General features: G+C 41.0%; 17 protein-coding genes and 1 pseudogene. 15 read left to right on the forward strand and 3 right to left on the reverse strand.

The window, feature by feature from the left end; genetic code table 11:
- Positions 1-38 precede the first annotated feature (38 nt).
- From RB160_RS03165 to RB160_RS03185, 5 genes are all read left to right on the forward strand, one after another.
- On the forward strand, positions 39-1412 hold the full coding sequence (locus tag RB160_RS03165; RefSeq protein WP_316568747.1) for an MATE family efflux transporter: 1374 nt from the start codon (positions 39-41) through the stop codon (positions 1410-1412).
- A 376-nt stretch (positions 1413-1788) separates the two neighbouring features.
- Positions 1789-2187 carry a VOC family protein gene (locus RB160_RS03170; protein ID WP_316568748.1) on the forward strand — a complete coding sequence of 133 codons (399 nt, stop codon included), beginning with the start codon at positions 1789-1791 and terminating at the stop codon, positions 2185-2187.
- A 234-nt stretch (positions 2188-2421) separates the two neighbouring features.
- A complete protein-coding gene (locus RB160_RS03175; RefSeq protein WP_316568749.1) occupies positions 2422-2838 on the forward strand; it encodes a DUF3139 domain-containing protein in 417 nt (138 codons plus the stop codon).
- 207 nt (positions 2839-3045) lie between these two features.
- The gene (locus RB160_RS03180) at positions 3046-3492 is read left to right on the forward strand and encodes a hypothetical protein (RefSeq protein WP_316568750.1); all 447 of its coding nucleotides are present in this window, start codon (positions 3046-3048) and stop codon (positions 3490-3492) included.
- 82 nt (positions 3493-3574) lie between these two features.
- On the forward strand, positions 3575-3931 hold the full coding sequence (locus RB160_RS03185) for a hypothetical protein (RefSeq protein WP_316568751.1): 357 nt from the start codon (positions 3575-3577) through the stop codon (positions 3929-3931).
- A gap of 254 nt (positions 3932-4185) precedes the next feature.
- Here the strand turns inward: RB160_RS03185 and RB160_RS03190 are convergent.
- Positions 4186-4650, reverse strand: a pseudogene (locus RB160_RS03190) (GNAT family N-acetyltransferase).
- A 212-nt stretch (positions 4651-4862) separates the two neighbouring features.
- Between RB160_RS03190 and RB160_RS03195 the strand changes: the two are divergent.
- The 10 genes from RB160_RS03195 to RB160_RS03240 all read left to right on the forward strand — a co-directional run bounded on the left by RB160_RS03195 (position 4863) and on the right by RB160_RS03240 (position 14719).
- Positions 4863-5186, forward strand: a complete 324-nt coding sequence (locus RB160_RS03195; protein WP_316568752.1) for an immunity protein Imm33 domain-containing protein — start codon at positions 4863-4865, stop codon at positions 5184-5186.
- Positions 5187-5430: 244 nt separating this feature from the next.
- Complete coding sequence (locus RB160_RS03200; RefSeq protein WP_316568753.1) at positions 5431-6423, forward strand: alpha/beta fold hydrolase; 993 nt, start codon at positions 5431-5433, stop codon at positions 6421-6423.
- A gap of 438 nt (positions 6424-6861) precedes the next feature.
- The gene (locus RB160_RS03205; protein WP_316568754.1) at positions 6862-7239 is read left to right on the forward strand and encodes a GntR family transcriptional regulator; all 378 of its coding nucleotides are present in this window, start codon (positions 6862-6864) and stop codon (positions 7237-7239) included.
- A 1-nt stretch (position 7240) separates the two neighbouring features.
- The gene (locus tag RB160_RS03210; protein WP_316568755.1) at positions 7241-8140 is read left to right on the forward strand and encodes an ABC transporter ATP-binding protein; all 900 of its coding nucleotides are present in this window, start codon (positions 7241-7243) and stop codon (positions 8138-8140) included.
- On the forward strand, positions 8115-10079 hold the full coding sequence (locus RB160_RS03215) for an ABC-2 transporter permease (RefSeq protein ID WP_316568756.1): 1965 nt from the start codon (positions 8115-8117) through the stop codon (positions 10077-10079). The genes RB160_RS03210 and RB160_RS03215 overlap by 26 nt, the downstream gene beginning before the upstream one ends.
- 168 nt (positions 10080-10247) lie before the next feature.
- The gene (locus RB160_RS03220; RefSeq protein ID WP_316568757.1) at positions 10248-10769 is read left to right on the forward strand and encodes an RNA polymerase sigma factor; all 522 of its coding nucleotides are present in this window, start codon (positions 10248-10250) and stop codon (positions 10767-10769) included.
- 31 nt (positions 10770-10800) lie between these two features.
- Entirely contained in the window at positions 10801-11490 is a 690-nt protein-coding gene (locus tag RB160_RS03225; RefSeq protein WP_316568758.1) for an ABC transporter ATP-binding protein, read from the forward strand.
- Entirely contained in the window at positions 11487-12836 is a 1350-nt protein-coding gene (locus RB160_RS03230) for an ABC transporter permease (RefSeq protein ID WP_316568759.1), read from the forward strand. The genes RB160_RS03225 and RB160_RS03230 overlap by 4 nt, the downstream gene beginning before the upstream one ends.
- A 501-nt stretch (positions 12837-13337) precedes the next feature.
- Positions 13338-13676: a hypothetical protein gene (locus RB160_RS03235; RefSeq protein WP_316568760.1), complete on the forward strand. Its 339-nt coding sequence runs from the start codon at positions 13338-13340 to the stop codon at positions 13674-13676.
- Between the two features lie 185 nt (positions 13677-13861).
- A complete protein-coding gene (locus RB160_RS03240) occupies positions 13862-14719 on the forward strand; it encodes an MBL fold metallo-hydrolase (protein ID WP_316568761.1) in 858 nt (285 codons plus the stop codon).
- 101 nt (positions 14720-14820) lie between these two features.
- Here the strand turns inward: RB160_RS03240 and RB160_RS03245 are convergent, their stop codons facing one another.
- Positions 14821-16395, reverse strand: a complete 1575-nt coding sequence (locus tag RB160_RS03245) for a M2 family metallopeptidase (protein WP_316568762.1) — start codon at positions 16393-16395, stop codon at positions 14821-14823.
- 244 nt (positions 16396-16639) lie between these two features.
- Entirely contained in the window at positions 16640-18349 is a 1710-nt protein-coding gene (locus RB160_RS03250) for a hypothetical protein (protein WP_316568763.1), read from the reverse strand.
- Positions 18350-18714 lie beyond the last annotated feature (365 nt).

Raw genomic sequence — 18714 nt, forward strand, 5'->3', positions numbered from 1 at the left:
GGTAACCTGCATTATTGTTATATTATAGGAGCATTGAGATGTATCAGACATTTACAACGAAGGAAAAAATCAAACAAATTTTTATCATGCTGATCCCAATCCTGATTACCCAGCTTGGGATGTTTTCAATGGTGTTTTTCAGTACGATTATGTCCGGAAAATACAATCCGGCCGACCTTGCTGGTGTGGCAATCGGCTCGTCGATCTGGAATCCGGTTTTCACAGGCTTGAGCGGAATCCTGCTCGCGGTTTCGCCCATTGCCGCGCAAAAGTTTGGGGAAAAGAAAGACCATGAAGTTTCCTCAATCCTTTCTCACGGCATCTACCTTGCGATTGGTATTGCGCTGATTGTCATCTTTGCAGGGGCGCTCATCCTAAATCCACTTTTGAACGCGATGGATTTGGATCCGCGTGTTCATGAAACAGCGAACAACTACCTGGTTAATCTCGGGTTTGGAATCATTCCATTGTTTATCTTCAACGTGCTGCGTTCATTCATTTACGCGCTTGGCAAAACTAGAATTGTCATGGTGATCCTGCTGATGTCGCTTCCGGTCAATTTCTTCCTGAACTATGTGCTTATTTTCGGAAATCTTGGCTTTCCTGAACTTGGCGGATCTGGTGCCGGGATTGCGACTTCCGTTACGTTTTGGATCATTACGGGTATAACAGCCTTTATCATCAAAACGAAGGATCCTTTTTCCGCTTATGTGTCTTTCGCCAATTTTAAAGAGTTTTCGCGTGACCGTTTTGCGGAAATTTTAAAAATCGGTATCCCTATGGGGTTGTCGCTCTTTTTTGAAACAAGCATGTTTGCCGTCGTAACAATCCTCATTTCAAAGTTCAATGTCACAACCATCGCTGCATATCAATCTGCTTTGAATATTGTTTCGTTCCTGTACATGGTTCCGATTTCAATTTCGATGGCTCAGACCGTGCTCGTCGGATTCGAAGTGGGCGCGCGCAGGTACCGGGATGCCCGGGCCTACAGCTGGCTTGGCATCATCCTTGCCATCATCATTGCTACTAGTACTGGAACTCTTGTCGTACTGTTCCGCGATCAGGTCGCCGGCCTCTATTCAAATGACGCGGCTGTTATCGCCTTGACCGGATCGTTCCTGATTTACGCATTGTTCTTCCAGATTGCGGACGCCATCCAGGTAACCGCACTTGCGGCACTCCGTGGTTACAAGGACGTGAACCTCGCCTTCATCATGACGCTGATTGCCTACTGGCTCGTCTGTTTGCCGATTGGTTACATTTTGGCGCATAACACAGGCCTGGGCGCACCGGGATACTGGATTGGCCTGACAATTGGCCTTTTAGCAGCTGGAATCGCGCTGTCCTTCAGGCTCCTCTACATTCAGAAAAAGAAATTTCCAAGCGAAGGCGCTTTGGCAGAAAACCTTTAATCCGGAAACGGGTTAGAGGTTTTTTCTTTTATGGGAGTCTTTTTCGGTTTTTCGAGTACAAAAATTTAAATCGCACACAAATTAGCAGTCCAATTCCCAACTGAATTGGACATCATCTTTTTGTTGAAATATCAAGGTTTCCTGTGAATTTAATGATGTTTTAGCACTAAATTTGCCACTATAGCAAAGTTATTTTCAACGTGCCAATTCGTATACTAATTGCTATACGAGTTGGTGTACTAAACTGATAAACAGAATTTTGGTTATTTATGTTAAAGTGGTTAGAGAACTTATTCAACATAAGGTGAGTTTGATAAGAAAGATTAAACTATCTTTTTATAGAATAAGTCCAAAGGATATTATGGGAGGGATTTTATTGTTTTTTGAAATGACTTATCAGATTCGTGTTACAGATATTAAAGAAGGACATAAGTGGTATCAAACTTTCTTGCAAAATGCACCAGATTTTATCCCGCACGATGGATTTGTGGAATGGGAGGTTGTACCAGGATGTTGGTTACAAGTAGCTGAAGGAATACCTTCTTCAGGTAGTGGTCCTCTTCGTGTGGCTGTTAAGGATTTAGAAGCGGAAAAGTCAAGGTTAGTGAGTGAGTTAGAGGTTGAAAATTTTGAAGTGTTTTCTCGTGAGGAAGTTCCAGTAAAGTGGTGCACTTTTTCAGACCCTTGGGGAAATCGAATTGGTTTATTCGAATACATTGATAAGAAAGTAGAAAGTGAACGGATTGATACTATTCTGGGTAAAATTGAGGTTTAACATTCTAAACTTAAGCAGCATTAATCCGCACAGAATTGGTGCTTACCAAGAAACTAATTGCTATAGTAATGACGACTTTTAAAGCTGCTGAAACCGTGGTGCACAGCGGCAAATATCTATAATTCTTCTGTAAAGATTTTCGCTAAATTTAAGTTATGGTCAGATATCTTTTTAATACCTGTGACAGATAGTTCTTTTTGGTGTAAAATTACACTAAAAAGGAGAGCGGTTAGGATGTTAAAGAGGATAACTATTATTGTTACAGGGATTTTTGTATTGGTGCCTCTGGTAGGATTTTATTTGTTGAACTTTGGAAATCCAATTCATAAATTTATTGCAAACAGATATGTTCCCGAATATTTAAAGAAACAAGGATATGAGTATGATGAAATAAGTGAGTCCCATTATGTTGAACCAAAGCATAGAGTAAATAAAGACTACTATCACGGCCATTATACTGTTGCATTTATGGATGAACCAAATATGTATTATTATTATGGGGTTTCGAAAAAAGGCAAAGAAGTGGTTCAGTTTTGTGAAAGGGATTGGCACGGAGCGACGAATGGTAAAATTATCGATTATTATGACAAAAATAATACATCCAAACATTTGGAAGTTGATTGTATAAATTTATTAGATAATAGAGATTAAACATTGCTGAAAGATACTGCGATGCTGATTTAGAATGTAATTATGGATTTCTCATAGGGAACCTTATTGAAATGCGGGTGATGATCCAGAAGAGGATTACCGCCATTTTTTGTTGAATTTCTTATCGAACGGGGGTTACTTTAATAAGAAAATGGGGGTATTTTTATTAAAAGAGAAATAATTTTCATAATAGGAATAAATGTAATAGTGATACCGATATTTTGGATCTGCAATTTAACGAATCCAGAACCTGGTCAAACATCAGGGAATGGGAACCCTGCAATTTTATTATTGGGTGTTATTCTAATTATGTTTTGCTGCCTAGTGTATTTATGGATCAAGATTTTAAATGAAAAAACTATTAAACCTGAAGCTTTATCCTTTGGTGTTTCTGTTACCTTTATTCAATTGGTAATTTCAATTTTATATCAAAGGGGTGCCTTCCTAAAATATAAAAATCATTTGGCAGAAATGCACAAAGAAGATTTTGGATTTATTGACTGGCAGTATATTGAGAGCATCACTTCTTTTATGTCTATACACGTTAATAAACAATATTTTAATTTAAACACCTACTTAATGTTTATATCTGCCTCCATACTACTCTCTCTTCTAATAGTCTATTTTCGTAAAAAAGCAAGAAATCGTTTGTAGATAGGGTCTTATTATATTGTCATTGGACATATAGGTACTTTATTAATTGTTATTGCTGAAGCTTTATTTAAGGAGGATAGAAATGGTAGGAGTGATAGAAATGTTGAATTTATTATTACTCATTGGGTTAATTGTATTAGTATTTTTTAGTTTATTAAGCCCCAAAAATAAAATGACTTCCACAAAAAAGAACTTATATCTGTTTAGTCTTTTTTCAACTATAATATTTGCTCTCTTACCTAAAATTGGTTATCACGTCCATAGTAATGGGATTATCTATTTTGGTTTCCCTGCTGAGGCTTTTGAATATCATGGGGTTGGGGTGTCTACCTTTAAACCTTTGGGATTAATCTTTAATTTTTTTCTGTTTTATTGGTTTTTTAAACTATTACTGAAACTATGGCAAGCTTTAACGTTATCAGTAAAGAAGAAATTATAGCGACAGATATATGTAAAGTATCTTATTGAAGTAACGGGTGTTTATGTACAACAACACTCTACTATAAAAAGCTGTGTGCTTATAACCGCTCACAGCATTTTTTTGTTTTACTGTGGTCTGCTACTTGAGTTGTAAATTTCCGTTCGAAAAGCATGTTAATTCAAATTTTATACTTCAAAACCAACCCGTTTCCTCAATTTAACCATCGTCTAAAATTCATAATAAAGTATGCGCAAGGTCGTTTAAAAACAGCATTAACATATATATTCCATTTTGAGAAATTCAAATGTGCTGCCATTCGTCTCTTGCATAATGGTATCTACATTTTTAAATCCAACTTTTCTGTATAGTTTTATCGCTCTTTTATTGAAGGTTGCAACTGATAATGTAATTTTTTCAGGTTTAAATTCCGTCTTAATAAAACTTATAGTAGCCTTTAAAAATTCCTTCCCATTGCCTTTTCCAGTTAAATCTGGCCTCATGCCTAAACCAATTTCGAAATTTCTATGAGAAACCTTATTACAACTAATAAAAGCAACCAATTCATTTTCTTCTGTTACAGCATATGTTGTATTCCCTCGTTTTTTCGGGTTTGAAAACTCCTCTAAATCTTCTTTATCAGCTTCCAGATCATAAAAGGAGTACTGACCATCTTAATGCCAGGTAAAAGCAATAGCCTCTGCTTGTTCTTGTGTCATAATGCTAAATTTATAAGTCATCTCAATACCCCTTTCTTCGGTTTCATCATTTGTTCCATTGTACGATCTTCCGTTCATGATAGTTGAACAAGGCTTATTAAACTCTGAATACATATAAATTTTTCAAAGATTAGTGAAAGAAGGAAGTGGACAATTCCCGTTGAATTATTAAGGGAGACATTTAGTAAAAATGGGAGAATCTTATATCAATTAATATTGAGAAAGAACAAAAAGTGATTTGTGAAAAATATGGTGCTAAATTTTTCGCCGCAGCAGACAAATTGAAATTAGGGATTTCCAAGAAAGTAAAAGAAGGTGTATTTCCTATTAACGGACTTCGTCTATTTCCAGAAGAAGGAACTTCTGGCTGGTTCATACGGGCAGGTGACGAATTTTCCCAAGATCCTGATTTTTTTGTTCCTCTTCACATTGAACATATTGATGAATGGGTACCAAATATTAAAAAATATTTAGGGTTGGCACCTGGCTGGCGATTTTTAATTGCTGATGATTATGAAGATCTTTGGTTTGATAAAGAGATTCTCAACGATATTTAATTTAAAGTTGCAAACGAGTACAGTGATCCAGACGGGAATTTTTTTGAAATCCTTATTGAAGAAACGGTACAGAATAGTTCAATAAGAATTCGCATAAGGATTACAAAAGAAATTGTTATTGTTAGGGGTAATTAGAGATAATTCTTATTTAGGGAGATTGTATGACATCAAATATTTTTCATAGATAGAATGGGAAAATTATCAAAAATCCAAATTTATATTTTTATAGGAAGTAGTGAAAAAAGTGAAAACCAAAAAAGAATTTAAATTTTGGATTATTATGAGAAATATTTCATTGACTATAGTAGCGGCACTCCTTATTCTGATCGTTTTGAATAACGCTATGACTGCATATGAACAAAAAAAATACCCAGCAATAGGGCAATTAGTTGAAGTGGATGGAAACAATATGCATGTCTTTACAAAGGGTGATGGTGAAAATACAATTGTTTTATTAAGTGGATTGGGTACGGTTGCACCTGTGCTAGATTTTGAACCTTTGATTAACGAGATGTTAAAGAACAATAAAATTGTTGTTGTAGAGCTTTTTGGATATGGTTGGAGTGATTTAACTAATAAGGAAAGAACAGTGGAAAATATAGTAGAGGAAATCAGAACTGCTCTAAAAAAGTCAAACATAGAGGGACCATATATATTAATGCCACACTCCATTTCTGGGATTTATAGTATGTACTATGCTAATAAATATCCAGATGAAGTTAGAGCAGTTATAGGGATTGATCCCACATTGCCAGGGTTTAATCACCACTTTTCCCATACAATGCCAAAGGTCTCTGCTTCCCATGAAATGCCTAAATTTTATGTAGCACCAACTGGAATTGTAAGATTGGCATCATTTGTGATTCCAGATCTATTCTTTCCCCTATCCGAGGAAGAAACGTATTCCGAAGAAAATTTAAAGATGACCAAAGCCATTTCAGTTTGGAATTCCTTTAATAAAAATGTATCTAATGAAACAAATAATATACATCATAATATCGATAAAACCATCGGTATGACGTTCCCGTCTGATATACCTGTCATGATCTTTACTCCGAAAGAAGAAAACATAAATGAAGATGGCCAATCAAAAATAACTTTTTATCAAACACAGTTAAGTAACGGGTCTTCAAATAAACTTGTTACGTTAGAAGGAAATCATTATCTCCATTGGACTCGATATAAAGAGATAAGCGAATATGTTAATAAGTTCATAGAAACACATGTAAGTGATTAAATAGAAGAACCTCCCTGGAGGTCCTTTATTTATCGGGGATTATTAACAATATTATTTAACATAGCCAAAAGAGAAGTAATAATTTATTCGTTGTTCTTACTGAACTACGGGTGCTAACCTTCAACAAAGTAATACGTTAAAAAAGGCTCGAACCATAATGGCTTCGAGTTTTTTTGCGTGCTAATTTCACTGCAAGAGTGTCAGCTAATTTAAATGCGAATTTCCCTGCGAATACCACTGAAAATTAGAATATTGTACTTCAAAACCAAACCCATTCTTCTAAGAGAAATAGGTTTTTTTATGGAAAAAAAGTGTGGCAGAAAACTTCCCTAAAAATTTTTCCACAAAATGCTTTCCTTTTTCCTAACCTTCGAATATAATCAACTGTATTAAGAGTAATAGTACACCTAGTACACATAGTACAGATAGGGGGTCATCATGTTCGATCTTGACCTTAGGAGCCGGAAGCCGATTTATGAGCAGCTTGTTGAAAAGCTGAAGGAACTGATTGTCAATGAAGTGCTGAAGGCTGATGAGCAGCTGCCTTCTGTAAGGACGCTTGCGCAGGAATTGACAATTAATCCGAACACGATTCAGAAGGCGTACCGCGAGTTGGAGATTCAAGGGTTTATTTACTCGCTGAAGGGCAAGGGCAGCTTTGTCAACCCGATTGCAAAAGGGATGGATAAGGAGAAGATTTCACAGGTGAAGCAGGAACTGGAGAAACTAATTTTAGAAGCGTTGTATCTTGGCGTGACGGTGGAGGAACTGCAGGCCATGATTGTAGAGACAGATGCCAAAAAGGGGGCAGACTGAAATGATTCAGGTGAAACAAATTAGAAAAGCGTTCAATAGCCAGCCTGCCGTTCAAAACGTGGACATGAACATTGGGCAAGGTTCGATATACGGATTGATTGGTTCAAACGGAGCGGGGAAGACGACACTCATAAAAATGCTGGCCGGTATTTACAGACAGGACAGCGGCGAAATGACGATGGACGGGGAGCAGGTTTACGGGAATACAACCTTGAAGGACAGGATATTCTTCATTCCGGACCAGCCATATTTCTTGCCTCAGTACACCACAAAGCAGATGGCCCATTTTTACCGGAGCATGTATTCCCGCTGGAACGGGCAGCGTTTTGAAAAACTAAAAGAAGTTTTCGAGATTGATATGAACAAGAAAATCCATACTTTCTCAAAAGGGGTTCAGCGGCAAGTGGCGTTTTGGCTTGGGCTATCGACGATGCCGGATTTCCTGATCCTCGATGAGCCGATGGATGGACTTGACCCAGTTGTCCGCAGGAAGGTAAAGAACCTGCTCGTCCAGGATGTCGCTGAAAGGGAAATGACGATTTTGATATCATCCCATAACCTGCGTGAGATTGAGGATTTTTGCGACCACATTGGCATTTTACATAAAGGGAAACTCCTTCTCGAAAAAGATATTGATGATTTGAAGTCAGACATCCACAAAGTCCAACTCGCTTACAAGGATGGAATTCCGGAGGGGCTGACAGAAAAACTGAACGTACTCCACTCCGAAAAACGGGGAAGTGTACAGGTCCTGATTGTTAGGGGCAGCGAAGACGAAATAGTAGGTTTAATCAAAAAGACCAGCCCGGTCATTTTCGATTGGCTACCGCTTACCCTTGAAGAAATTTTCATCTATGAAATGGGGGATATCGGCTATGCCATTAAGAATGTCATTGTTTAATAGGGATATGATCCTCCAGGTCGTCCGGAGTGTTGGCTGGATATCGATCGTCTATTTCCTTGTCCTGCTCTTTATCCTGCCAATCCGAATGATGATGATGTACGCGGACAGGGAATTGCATGTGTGGGCGCCAAGGGAAACTTTGTTCCAGTACGAATTTGGCATCCAATTCGTCCTTATGATCGCCGCACCGGTCCTTTTTTCGGTTTTCCTGTACCGTTTCCTGCACGTAAGGCAATGGTCGGATCTCATGCACAGCCTGCCAATAAAGAGAGCGCATATTTATAACTTCTACACGATTGCGGGGTTGGTCTTCCTTGCGCTACCCATACTGCTGATTGCGTTAATCATTCTTGGCTTGCATACCGTATATGGCTGGAATTTGTACATGTCTGTTGGGGATATTGCAAGTTGGGTGGGGCTTACGCTCGTTTTCAATTTCATCTTTTACCTCGCTGGGGTTTTTGTCGCAATGGTCACCGGAATTTCAGCGGTGCAGGCGGTACTTACGTATATTTTCCTGCTGTTTCCGGCTGGGATATCGCTTTTGGTCATCTACAATCTCGGCATGCTTTTATATGGTTTTCCGAGCAGCTACTACAGAATCCACAATATTGAATACTTATCGCCGCTTACGCATTTCACCGTGATGGAAACTTCAAACGGGCACATAGGCGGGAAGCATGTTTTGATCTATTTAACCATATCGGCAGTTCTGTATGTGCTCGGCCTATTCATCTATCAAAAAAGGAAAAGTGAAGCCGCCTCCGATGCAATTGCGTTTGATTCGCTGAAGGTTGTTTTCAAATTCGGAGTGACCGTCTGCACCATGATGCTCGGCGGAATGTATTTTGGGAACGACCAGCATACACTTGGATGGATGATTTTTGGTTATGCATTTGGCGCGATTATCGGCTATTTTGTTGCTGAAATGGTCTTGCAAAAGACATGGCGGGTCTTTGGAAATCTTCGCGGGTTTGCGGTATACGCCGGAGTAATTGTCCTTTTGGTTTTAGGCCTGCAGGCTTTTGGCCCGTACGAAAAGCATATTCCTGCCAAAAATGAAATTAAGAGCGTAATGGTCTCAAATTTTGTAATTAGACCCCAGGATGAATCTCATAGGTTGTATCGCCCGGTTCCACTGAAAGGCGAAGAGGCGATCGAAATGGCCAGGAGCCTTCATTCAGCCATTCTTGAACGGGAAACCACAAATCGGAAGGACCCACGGATCACCCAGCAGTTTTTCTTTAAGTACGAACTAAAAGATGGTGGAACTGTAGTCCGTGAATACAATATCACGCCCGAAGAATATGAAACATGGCTCAGGCCCCTCCAGTTAACAAAGGAATACAAGCATTCGACCCATCCAATTTTCAAATTAAAAGAATCGTCGTTACGGAAAATCCGCATAAACGATGGCGTTGGATTAAACAAAAGAGTAGTGATTTCCGACAGCCTAGAGGGTAAAGAGGCTCTCGCCATTTTAAAAAGAGAAGTCGAAAACGAGTCGTATGAAGAATGGAAAAACCCGGTCGGTACTAGGGCGGTCATCGAAATCGAATCGTATCAGGGAGTGGTCCAACTCGAGTTTAAAAAGTCCTACACGGAGTTTGCCGCATGGCTGAACGAAAACGGGCTTTTTGAAGAGGCAATCGTCTCCGCAAAGGATGTGGACTACATCGCTGTTATAAAAAACTCGACGGATTTGATTAACCGATACGGAATCGAAGAATTGCTTTCGGGCCCGATGAAAGAGGATCCAAGTACTTTAATTATTAAAGACAAAAAAGACATTCAGAATGCATTGGACCAGTCAACAAATGGCTGGAGAGAAAGGGATTCATATGTCGCGGTCGTTGTTTATAAACCGTACGGAATGAAGGAAATGAGGACTCTTGACGAAAAGAATGTGCCGGATTTTATTAAAAATCATTTTTAAAAAGTGTCCCAGATTACAGGGGAAGGGATTTTTAAAAAATCGCGGATATGAATGAAAGCTATTTATATCCTGGCAGGGTGTAATAAAAGCCCATTTTTAACCTTGTAGGTATTTTCTAAAAGCGATATTACATGGAAGGATTTTTTCAAGCGAAAGGGGGTCATCCGGATGACGGAGCTGGATTTTGACCAACTGTATTCAACGTATGCTGGGAAGCTGCAACAAATTGCATACAATATCACCAGGGATATGCACATCGCCGAGGATGTTGTCCAGGAGAGTTTTTTAAAAGCATATAAAAAGCTTGGTACGGTGCAGGATTCAGGGAAAATCGGTGCTTGGCTTTGTTCCGTTACACGCCGGACGGCGATTGATTTCGTCCGGGGGGAAAAACGTAAGCGATGGATGCCGGCCGACCAAACTGTGATGGAGCAGCGTATATCTGAGCAGGGGGCCGCTGAATCGACCGAGAAGAAAATCGAGTTCATGACACTTAGGGATGAGGTGCGGGGCGCCGTCTTCCGGATGGGCATGGAGTACCAAAATGTCCTCGTCCTGCGGATTGATTATGGGATGAAAGAGCACGAGATCGCATCGGTCCTGAACTTGAAATCAGGGACGGTTAGGACAAGGCTGTACCGCGCCAGGCTTTATTTGAAAAAGGCGGTGCTGGATAAGCTGCCTGCATGACTTTATTAAAAAATAGACTAGGAGATTCATAATGATTACAATCCAAGATTTGTCCCATGACTTTGAAATTGGGAAAAAGGGGAACAAAACGGTTATTCCTGTGCTGAAGGACGTTTCGCTTTCGGTTGAAAAGGGCGAAATCGTGACAATTGTCGGACGTAGCGGTTCTGGGAAATCCACGCTGCTGAATCTAGTAAGTGGGTTCATCCGCCCGAAGCAAGGCGAGATAATGATTAACGGAACCACAGTTTCCAGCTTGAATGAAGCGAAGTTCGCCGATTTCCGGATCAAACATTTGGGCTTTATTTTTCAAAGCTTCCAGCTCATTCCGAGCATGACGGCGTACGAGAATGTTGAACTGCCGCTCGTTTTGCAAGGGATGAGTGAGGCACAGAGAAAAAAGAAAACCGAGGAGATGCTCGCGAAAGTCGGGCTGCTTGAGTACCGCGACCATTATCCGGGCGAATTGTCTGGCGGCCAGCAGCAGCGTGTCAGCATTTCAAGGGCACTCGTCGTCAACCCGCCAATCATCCTGGCAGACGAACCGACCGGCAGCTTGGACAGCGAAACGGAAAAGGAGCTTCTTGATTTCATCGTTCAGCTAAATCGGGAGCTCGGCATTACCTTCCTAATCATCACGCACGACGAACAAGTGGCAAGGGTCGGGCATCGTACAATCGAACTTAGGGACGGCAGGGTATACGAGGGGGTTACAGCATGAAGCTTAAAGACCAGTTCCGGTTCGTCCGGCAAAATATGAAAAAAAGCAAGACACGCGTGTTCATGACGATTTTGGCGGCGGCGATGGGGAGCGCGTTCCTCATTGTCCTTGCCTCGGTCGGATTCGGGCTGCATAAGTCGGTCGTAAAAGAAATCACCGAGCGGCAGATTGTAACCGAGATACAGGTGCCTGGAAAGCAAGAAAGTACAGACGGTAACCACCAAATTACCGATAAAGACATCGCCAAATTTGAGAAAATCGATAATGTTAAGGCAGTGACAAGGCGAAAATCCCTTCAGCAAGAAGGGTACTTTGAATACGGTAACCACGAAGCGTTCGCTCGGACGGTAGTCACCCATATGCCTTCCGAACTGAAAGCCGGCTTTGAATTGTCTGAAGGAAAGGTCGCCGAAAAAGACAACGAAATCATCCTTGGCTACAATTTCATTGATGGGTTTGTCCCGAAGAATTTTGAGGGCGATGACCTGTACGACAATACAGGGAAAATAAAGAAAGAGTACCAGGTTGGCGAATCATTGCTTGGAAAAACGCTTAAACTGACCGTCCGGAAGTTTGAGGATGGAAAAGAAATAACAAAATCGTTTGAGGTTACGGTGGCAGGCATACGAAAAGAGCCTTCAAAACAATGGGTGCATGACGGGACAGTTTTTATTTCCGAAGGCCTGATGAAGCAAATCGAAGCATTCACCGGGACCCCGCGCGGCATGATGAAGGATCCGAACAACCCAAATATGGAATTCGAGCCGCTACCGGACGATTCCTATGATGATGTGAAGGTATACGCGAAAAATCTTGAAGCGGTTAAGGGAATCTCAGATAAACTTGAGAAAGATAAGTATTATGTTTACTCGGTCGTGAATGAATTGAAGAATGTTAATACGATGTTCACGATTGTAAAAGCAGGCTTAATTTTCATCGGCACGATCGCCGTCCTGATTGCTTCAATAGGCATTTACAACACGATGACAATGGCGGTCACCGAGCGCTCGCAGGACATCGGCATAATGAAAGCGATCGGCGCGAATCCAAAAACGATTAAAAGCATTTTCCTTTTGGAGAGCAGCTATATCGGCATTATTGGAGCCATGATCGGTACGGCAGTCGCTTACTTAATTAGCTTTGCCGTCAACTTCGGCCTGCCGCTCATCATCAAGCAGGCATTCGGCGAAAATCCGCCGGAAGGGCTGACGTTCAGCAGCATACCATGGTCGCTGCCAGTAATCAGTTTTGTCATCTGCTATGTCGTGACCATTCTGTCGGGCATGCGTCCGGCTAAACGCGCCACTCAGGTTGATGTGCTGAGCGCGCTGCGAAGGGAAGTTTAGTTTTGAGATTGGAGCAATGCACAGTTTTTACCCCTAAATGATAAAAAGTGTATCAAAGAATAACATACCATTTACCACTTCTACCTACTGGTGATCCTTACCTGATTCGGACACGAGACCGTTCAAAACATGGTTTACTGTCTGAATCCCTGCCTGATTCGGACACGAGACCGTTCAAAACATGGTTTACTGTCCGAATCCTATTACTTATGACAAAGTCAGGGATATTCAAATAAAGAGTGAACAAGAAGCATACAAAGAAATTTTAGATGGTAATGTTCAATATTACTCTGAATACAAAATGATAAAAACCTTACTGATTCATAACATTGAGGTAAGCTCCATATGGATTCCAAAGGCTATTATCAACCTTTCAGAGTACAGTAGACGGAACCGATATAATGATTTCCATTCCGGGAATCTGATTTAATATTGGCTGTTTTCGTAAAATTTGTTGCTTTTTAAAATTATAATTTCATGTATTAAAAAGTGGTGAATACATTGAAAAAAGCAATAACAATTGGTTTAATTTGTATTTCTATTTTTCATTCGGGATGTAATTCAAACAATTTAAGCGACGCTCAATTTACTAACCTTTCACCAGCCGTAATTAAAATGTATAACTTTACTTATCTTATGACTGACGAAGTTGTAACTACTAACGAGGTTGAAGAACAAATAGGAAAAATTACTAACATACAAGAACTTGTTTCTTACTCAGAAGACCAAAACCCATATAAAAATCCAGGGAAAATTTTTAGGATAAAGGATATTAGTGTTGAAAAGGCTATTGCTATTCAAGTTAATGACAAACTAAATATTGCAAATATTGCTGAATAGTTATAATACCAAATTAACGTTTTAGAGTATCCCGGCTAGGTTCTGCCGGGGTGCTCTTTTTTGCTGATGGCTCTTAAATGAACCCGGTTTATTTCACGCTAAAATCAGATCCGTGACAATCTTAGGAATTTAAAAAATAGGACACAATAACCGAAGGCAATGAAGTAACTAAAGGAGGAAATCCAATGGATATACAAATGAACTATGGAAGTGATTACAAATTCATTCCGGCCACTTCAATTGGGAATGGAATGGGGATTCAAATATTGCCGGATTTATTTTGTTATACGATCCAAATTGTCAACATCTTGTTAGTCGGGAATCCAGAAACGGGTGATTTTGTTTTGGTGGATGCCGGAATGCCTGAGTCTGCGGACGAAATTATTTCTGCCACCGAAGAACGATTTGGCGCAAACAGCCGACCAAAAGCAATTATCTTGACCCACGGGCACTTTGACCATGTCGGGGGAATAATCGAACTCGTGAACCAATGGGATGTTCCGGTCTATGCCCATCAGTTGGAAATGCCTTTCCTGACTGGCCAGAAAAGCTATCCCGATCCGGATCCTACGGTTGAAGGGGGAATGGTGGCGAAAATGTCGCCTCTGTTTCCTACTGAACCGATTGACTTAGGGAACAACGTCCAGACGCTACCTGATGATGGCACTGTTCCACATATGCCAGGGTTTAAATGGATCCATACCCCGGGACATACTCCAGGCCATGTATCATTATTCCGGGAAAAAGACCGCGCCTTAATCGCTGGAGATGCATTTGTAATGGTGAAACAGGAATACCTGTATAAAGTGTTCACCCAAGAACAAGAAATAAGCGGGCCTCCCCGCTATCTTACAACAGACTGGCGAGCCGCCAAGGAATCAGTCATTAAACTGGACGCATTAAATCCGTCGGTTGCTGTTACTGGCCACGGGCTGCCCATGTCGGGAGAATTGCTTACTTCGAGCCTGAAAAAACTCGTCAATGAATTTGATCAGATTGCCGTCCCTGATTACGGTAAGTACGTTGACAAAAACACGCATTAAAAAAGGAAAGGAAATACGAAAAAACCGAATCAGCCAGACCTCGTCAGCCACACAAAAACAAAAAACCCCAAGCCGTATAAACCGGCCCGGGGTATTAAACTTTAGCAATACAACTCAACAAAATACTGTGGATTCAACTTTTCGCCTGTCACCCGGGCGATTTTTTCATTCCACGGGTAAAGCGCGCCCGGCTTGAAATACTCCTCAATCAACAGCTTCCCGGTTTCTTCAGTAAAGAAATCCTCAGAAATTGTCCGCTCAATGTAGCGCTGAAGCTGGGCCGCGGTCAACTCGCCTAACGCGTAATTATGATAGTAAACCGGCGCGAGCGTAAAATGAATTTTCGCCGCCCAATCAGGATTGTCAACATCATCCGGCGGAGTGACGAGCTGGATTTCCTGAACGGTTTTCCACCAAAGCGAATTCAAATCCTGATCAGGATTGTCATAAAGCTCTTTTTCAAAAAAGACGAACGTAATGATCCAGCGCGCGGAAATGAGCATTTGCAGCTGCTGGTATTTTTCCAGCTCCGGCGCCAGTTCGGAAATTGTCGCTTCGTCAAGGCCGAGGAACCTAGACAGCCAGCGCGGATCCTTGCCCATTTTTCCAAAAAGCATCGCGATTGCTTCGGTTGTCAGCGTATGGCTGTAGGAGCGGAGGCTGAATGGCAGGCTTGAATCAATATACTTAAAATACGCCGCATGGCCGAATTCGTGGAGGTTCGTTTCCATCCAGTACGCCGTTTCCGTCAAGTTGCACAGGACGCGGACGTCGCCGGCGCGGTCAATATCGGTACAGAACGCGGTCGGGTTTTTCTTTTCGCGCGGGTACAGGTCACTCTTTTCATAAAGGTCGGTAATGTCGATGCCCATCGCATTGAACGTGTCGGACGTCAGCTGCACAAGGTCCTTCCCCTTGTAAAATCGGTCAAGGTTTGTGGCATCGGAAGGAGGCGCTTCCTGGAAAAATGGATCGACATAGTGCCACGGGCGGATTTCCGACACATCAATTCCGAACTTCTCCGCCAGACGGCCATCAAGCTCGGCTTTCATCGAACGGTACGTAGCATCCGACTGCTCAACAAAGTCCTTGAAAATGCCCATGACTTCATTTTGGTCCAGCTCCTGAAGCTCGAACGCCATTTCGTAATAATTGGTATAGCCAAGCAGGCGCGCGGCCTCGTTCCGCTTTTTAACAAGCTCGATCAAATCCTTTTCGACTTCGCGGCCAACTTCCTTGCTCGCGAACCAAACCTTTTTGCGGAGCTCAAGGTCTTCGCTATTCGTCAGCACGTCGCGGATGTCATTGGCTGAGTAAGCTTTGCCATCCACTTCCGGTGAATAAGTGTTGAAGCGCAAATTCAGTTCCGAGGACCGCTTTGACAGGTCCGCGAGAATCTCTTCAGGGAGCTGGTTCCGCTTCATGCTGTTGGTTAACAGTTCAAGCTGTCGCTTCTGAACCTCGGTAAGGCCTTCTTCTTTTAAAAATTGCTTCGCTTTCTCATATGTATCCTTGTTGGCGAAAAACAAGCTGAACGCCGTGCTTGCTTTTGTCAGCTTCTCGGCCCATTCAGGGTCTCCAGTCGTCTGGGCCATCCAGCTTGTTTGAGTGACGTTTTTTAAAAGCGATTCCATTTCCCCATTGAGCTCTTGCAAAAAAGTTTCTACACTAGCCATTGTGCTCTCTCCTCATCTCCCATAAAATTGGCTTAATACTAAAAATTGTCTGATTTACTCTACAGGGCGAGCCCTCGGGTTTTCACATATAGTTTCTCGCAAGCGTACATGGAGTCAAGCTCCCATCGGCGTTACGCACTAGCTATAGGGGTGAAAACCAACAAACAAGCAGTCCGTTGACCACATTGGCGTTTGTTTTCTTTTCTTTCGAAAATGGAGGTTAAATCATACCCCCAGATTTGTTTCAAGATATTTTAATGCCGCTATTTAAGACCATTATACCGTTGTTTTTAATTTGTTGGATACATTTGTCATGTAATAGTTGAAAGTTTTCAAATTCAGTTTGACACCGTTCAGGGTCGGGCTTTTGTCCTTCAGCGTCTGTACAATAGAGTAAAAACGATGAATATAAATCGCGTTGAATTTTGGCTCCATCAGGTAAAACATGCCATCGTTTCGATAAATGCTTTTTATTAGTTGTATTTAACATGTGGTCGTATTGGGATGCTTTAAATGTCCACGTATTAATTTCGCTGACTTTTCCGCCGGTTAAGGTAAACCGATATTTGGCTTGTTTAATAAAATAGCCGGGACTTCGTCTCAAAATACTTTTGCCAAAGCGTGTTCTTCGTTTCCATTTCCCTATATTCTCGTTTTTGCCAGAGGTTTTTGATTTCTTCTGCAGCCCTTTGATATTCATGGTTTCGATAATCAATTCATCCCCTGCGGATCGCAATCGATTAATGTCTTCATTGTGTGCGTACTTTCTGTTATAGGCTGCTTTTCGGTGTAGATTGCGTAATTTCATTCGAGCTTTTTTATATTTCTTTGAAAATATCCATTCTTTCTTTCCTTTTTTTATCGTTCCGTCGATGTTATAGTTTTTTGGATTCGTCGCTCTTCGGGAACGGTCTAGATATCGTTGAATATTTACAATCTTTTGTTCGGTATGAAATGTTTTTGAAGAACGTTCGGCTAAATTTTTCAAGAGTACCTGGTCCTTTGAAACAATTCCCATGGACTGAGTACCAATGTCCCCGCCGATTCGCCCTGTACCGTAAGTATGGCGAAAAGAACCGTCCTTTTTACGCTTGGGCACAGGATTGCCTTCTAGAATGATTTGAATAAAATATCTGATTTTGCCTCTGATTTCTTTTCTTACGATTCGGTTGTTGCGAATCCGATAAGTAGGAAGGATAGCCTGACCTGTTAAGTGTAGGTCTACATTTAATTGGTCAATTTCAGCGCCATTCACCATGTAATTTCGAATGTGGGAAAGAGTTTCTGAAATGAATAAATCGTTCTCCTTGATTTTCAAAGGGAAGTTCATGCCATTGTAGCTAACATAGAAATGATTCGTCTTCTTGTTGTGTTTTAAGATAATACAGCGGTCTGCTTGTTTTCCTTGAAAGGTAATGAAATCACCTTTATTATAAAAATATGGTTTTTCTCCGTTACTAAACAATATTTTTTCCATCGTGCTCCACGCCATTTCACACACGGACCAAACGGTCACAGCGTCCGGCAAATGAAACTTCTTTTCTCGCAGCCCAGCACCATAATTTCTGGCAAAATCAAATGTGACATTATAGGAATCTCGTAATTCTGAAAGTTGGTCTTTTAGGTGATTAAGTTCTTTTTTCAATAATTTAGCATCATCGGCGGTTTTTCTTATTTCACCCGATACCGAACAGTATCGTTTTAACAACACTTTATATTTTTTCGTTCGAACCATTTGTAGATAGTTTTTGTATAGTTCACTTAACACAGTATTTCTAATGATTCGTAAGTGCTCACCAATTCGGTTCATTCTGTAGTGTTGAAAAGGCAAAACACCAAGTTCGACCTCAATAATATGAAGAGGAGTATGTATTTTGCGAATGACATTCAACATTTTTTTGAATTCGGAAGGCGAATTCTTTTTCCGTGTCTTTTTTTCTTTTGCTTTATTCATATAAACCATACTCCTTTCTATAAAATTTTAGTCTTTTGCCCTGTATATATCGTTTTACCGGTGCTTCGCTTACCCTACCAGCTGTATTACAAAATATACCTCGCTCTAGAAAACCCCACATCGGGAATTAAACTTCTTTAAGTTTGGGATTTAATATGGTAATGAACTAGAAACTTACAATGATTTAAAGTGTTGTATTCACACATATTTACCACCTAAGTTCTATCTAGGCTCGCTCCCATTTTATAAATCTATTTTATCATACTGAAACATATGTTCGCAAACGATGCATAGGATGGTCAAAAGACCAGTCTTAAGCGTTGCCCTTACACCCACGGTGTCAGCACACGTGGTTTTACGGTAAG

It is taken from the genome of Neobacillus sp. YIM B06451 (genome assembly GCF_032667185.1).
Classification (GTDB): Bacteria; Bacillota; Bacilli; order Bacillales; family Cytobacillaceae; genus Bacillus_D.